The organism is Flavobacterium sp. AJR, from assembly GCF_002156885.1.
GTDB lineage: Bacteria > Bacteroidota > Bacteroidia > Flavobacteriales > Flavobacteriaceae > Flavobacterium.
On record NZ_NCWQ01000158.1, the window covers coordinates 1 to 4,669 of the forward strand.

At 33.1% G+C, this 4,669-nt stretch carries 1 protein-coding gene and 1 pseudogene; both read right to left on the reverse strand.

Features of this window, described 5'->3' with window-relative positions:
* Nucleotides 1-651: 651 nt before the first annotated feature.
* Nucleotides 652-3,072: a hypothetical protein gene (locus B8T70_RS23050; protein WP_086896384.1), complete on the reverse strand. Its 2,421-nt coding sequence runs from the start codon at nt 3,070-3,072 to the stop codon at nt 652-654.
* Nucleotides 3,073-3,142: 70 nt separating this feature from the next.
* Nucleotides 3,143-4,669 (reverse strand): annotated as a pseudogene (locus B8T70_RS24040) (hypothetical protein); the annotation flags it as partial.

Consider the following 4,669-nt stretch of genomic DNA (forward strand, 5'->3'; position numbering starts at 1 on the left):
AATTGATTGTTTTGTTTCTTTATATAAGTCATTTTTTTTCATATATAATATTATAATTTATTACACAAATCACACTTTCTATTATGATACAAAGCTAAATCAATCACAAAATCAACTTAACCTGTAAAAGTTATTGCTATATCAGAATAAGACGAATTTATTTAAGTTTAAAAAAGAATCATTCTGTGCTTCTTTAGCTTTTATTAATGACATCTTTTATTGTCATCTTATCTCTCAATCGTTACATAATAAAACAGTTCATTTTTTTTTCAACAGACCTTTAGCAGTACATAAATCTTTAAAAAGAACAAAAAAGAGAACCTAGGTTCTCTTTTTATACAAAAATCTAATTATCAAAAACCATAATATTCAAAATCAAAAGTTATCCTTCTTTTCACTCAAACACTCTGTTATCAACATTACAAATTTCTTATTAGCCCATCATTATTTTTACCTCTAAAAGCTTTTAAACTTATAGATTTGGGTATAAAAAAAGAGAGAACCAAAGCCCTCTCTTCAAAAAAAATAAAAAACTATGTTACAAATTGATTGTAGATTAATTTTTATTATAACAAATATAAAGTGTGTTTTATTAAACACCTTAATTATGTTTTCATAAAAGAGGTGTTTTTAAGCTTTACCTACTTCGTCTTATGGAAGTTTGTATGTTTGAACTGTGTTATTTTGTACATAATCAACAGCCCATGCAAAAAGATTCGCATAGAAAATACTATTATATACAGTGACATTACTGTCATAACCATAATTAGCTTTTGCCATAGGAACTCCTCCAGTTCCAATTTTAGCAGGGTAATTTCCATTTTGATTGTTGTTTACCACACCCGCATTATAACCCGCATCTCCAATAAAAACAAATCCATATGTATTATCTCTAAAAGAGAAAACTTTAGATGAACCTTTTTCTGTAGCTAATACAGTACTATTTGCAGGTTTCTCAACAAGGAAAATTGAGTTATCAACATCCCCACCCATATTTAATCCAGCGGTATTACCGAAAGGACCATTTAAAATAGGATCTGCAATATTTGCTAAATCAGTTATATTCCTTCCTACAGAATTATTAGCTGCAACTGTTGAAACATTAGACCCTAAAATACCATTTATAACAGTTGCTATATTAGGAACTCTTTCAGAAGCAAAGATTACAACTCCTTTTTTATTCTTAACAAAATCTGCTAAAACTGCAATTACATCTGCATTAGGCTGGAAGTTGTATGCAATATGAATAATATCAATATTATTATTATTAATACTATTTTTAAGTGAAGATGCACTTGGATAACCTAAACTTGGTAAGAGTTTTAATCCCCCTAGAACCTGAATTTTACCATTAGGCCCAAAATTAGTTGTATTATTCAATACTGCGTATGAAGTTTCACCGCTGGCAGCACTTCCTGGGTTATAAAGACCGTCACCAATACCAGCAACAATCATTTGACGGTATGTAAATAAAATCGCTTTAGAACAAGTTACACTACTTGAAGTACTATTAGTATTTATTGCATAAGAATATGAACCTCCTGCCGTAGGAGTTCCAGAAGCTTTTAACGTTATTGTTTGCGCTCCTGTAGTTGTGAAAGTTCCAGTAGCTGAAAAAGAAATTCCATTTAATGTATTAGTAGAAATGCTATAATCTCCTACATAAGTTACGTTTACCGGAACTGCCATTGAATTTTCACTTGTCATAGCCACATTAGGAACATAACTTCCTGATGTTGTAATACTATTACATGTCATTGTAAATGCAATAGGTTGTTTTGCAATAGTTAAATTATAAAAACAAGTTGCTGGATCTGTCTGAGTTCCAGTTACTGTTAATTCAGCTGTAGCTCCACTTGTAGGTGTTCCTGAACCTTTTAGTACAACAGTATCAGCACCAAGTTTAGTCAATACGATTGCACCTGAAGAGAAAGATACTCCATTAACAGTATTAGTAGAAATTGTTGTTGCTCCCGTAGCTGTAACATTTATAGGTAACGTAATTGTATTATTAGTTGAGTTAAGCGCAACATTTTGCATGTATACTCCAGTTTGTGTAGCTCCAGCACAATCCATAGTAAATGCTACTGGTGCAACTATTACTGAAATACCATTACAAGATCCTCCTGCAACAGTACTTGCATTAGAAGTAATATCAAAAAGATTAGTCCCTGAAGCAATTGGAGTACCAGTTCCTGATAATACAACCTTTTGAAGTCCTGTTGTAGTAAAAGTACCTTGTCCCATGAATGAATATCCGTTTACAGTATTCGTTTTCATACTCCAAAAACCTGTATTAGATACATTAACGTCAAGCGTTAACTTATTATCAGCTGTTAAAGGTATTCCAATATTATAAGATCCAAATCTGTCAAGACTTCCACAAGAAATAGCAAAATCAACATTGGCTTTTTCTATATAGATATGTGGCGTACAATCGCAAACTACACCATTTAAAATCACTGTTACTACGTCACCTGGAGTTCCTGTATCATACCCTGAGTTAGGTCTTCCCGTTCCTTTTAATGTTATATCATAAACTCCTGCAGAAGGAAAATTTCCACTTGCTTCAAAATAATACCCATTGGCAGTTGTAGCTGTCATTGTGTATGTACCAGCTTGTGTAACTGTAACTGGAACTGTAAGTGTATTATCTCCTGATAAAGTAACACCTTGCTTGTAAGTACCATTAGCTATAACTAATGAACACTGTGCTGCAGAAACATCAAATACAGCTGGTGGAGGTGTTCCACACATACTTAACCACTGTACTCTTAAAGAATCCCAATAATCAAAACAATTTGAATTTGTATTGAATATCAATAATCCATTTGATAAATTAGCTGCAGGAATAGCATTACGTTGAGCTGTGCTTAAACGTGAAATTAACATTCCTTTATTATTACTCTCTAATTCGAAAATCGCACCATCTTTAGCTTTGGTTGCTCCACTGCTAATTGTTCCATCTTTTATTTTGGTTGTTTCTGCCTGAGCAAAAACAGAACCAAAACTTAATAAGCATAGAATAACCGCCAAGGCTATTTTTTGCATTTTATTTGTATAATTTTTCATATTCTTAAATTTTAATCAGTCCCAAAGCACTTGAAAAGTGCTTTGACCTGATTAATTATTAATTGATTTACTATTTATTTGACATTAATTTTTCCAATTTTTCTAAACGTGCATTCATTTCATCAGTTGCAGCTTTCAATGATTTTGATTCAACTTTTAGTTTTTCAATTTCATTATTTTTAGCTTCCAATTCTTTGTCTTGCTCAATAATATGTAAATACAGCTCTTCTGTTTTTTCAAGTAATTGTATTGATAACTCAGAAACATTGAATGAATATCCTTCTTTTGTTTTCATCAATTCGTTGATTGGTGTTATACCTGGCAAGTGATTGTTCTTTTTGATATAAGCATCTATTTCTGCCAATGTTTTAAATTTATAATCTGCTTTAATATTCGAGAATCCTTTAAAGTAATCTTCAAACACGTAATCTGCATAATATGAATTCACTACAGTTATAGAACCATTTACTCTCAATTTTTCATTTGCAGCTGTAGATGGAGCATCAAAACCAATCCCTACCCAACCTTGAGTGTATATATTATCAGAATTTGAAGTTGCTCCTTTTTTAGAATCAACACCATACCAAGGCTCTTTCACAAGATCTGCTAAATTTAAAGGATGTAAAGCTTTGTTCTCATCAGTATAATCTAATGTACCTTCATCAGAATTTATCACCAACTTAGTTAATGTTTGATTTGCACCAACCATGTCAACCATGTTAAAACTTGTAGTAACACCTGCCTCATCTTTATAATTTAATTCTCCTAAAGAACCATCATACTGAAGAGAGGTTAAAGTTTCAACTCCTTTAACTAATGTTGACATATCAATCTTATTTTCCGCACCTGTCTCATCTTTATAAGTCAAAGTATGTGTTTCAAATACTTGTCCACGCACATCAGTTTCCTCTGTAACAACATCTCTTAAAGAAGTAATAGTTTCTTTAATAGCTGCTGGATTTCCTGCTGCATCTGTAAAAGTAGCAATCGTGTTTCCTTCAGTTACAGTTGGTACAAATGAAGTTACTCCATCTGCTCCTTTTAATCCAGCAAGTTCATCAGCAGTGAAATCAGCGTATGTAAATGATTTACCATCTTTTCCATTGTTACCACTAACCTTTACCCATTCTTTTGTAATTGGATCTTTAACATAAACATTACCTGTTGTAGTATCTATCCAAGTTGTGGTACTAGCAGGTGGCGTAACACCATCTACTCCAGGAACTCCAGGACCTCCAGCTAAACCAGCCGCTCCATCAACTCCATCTTTTCCATTTACTTTAACCCACTTACCGTCGGCATCTTTAACATAGATATAACCTGTTGTAGTGTCAACCCAAGCAGTAGTTCCAGCAGGTGCTGTAACTCCAGCTAATCCAGGGATACCAGCACCTCCAGCTAAACCAGCTGCGCCATCAACTCCATTATTTCCACTTACTCTTATCCAGTTTCCTGTATTAGGATCTTTGATAAATACAACTCCAGCGTCATTCACTAAAATAGTCGCTTCTGCTGGGATAGTAACTCCAGGATCTCCAGGATTACCTTGAATACCTTTGATACCATCGGCACCGTTGTTTCCACTTACCTTAACCCA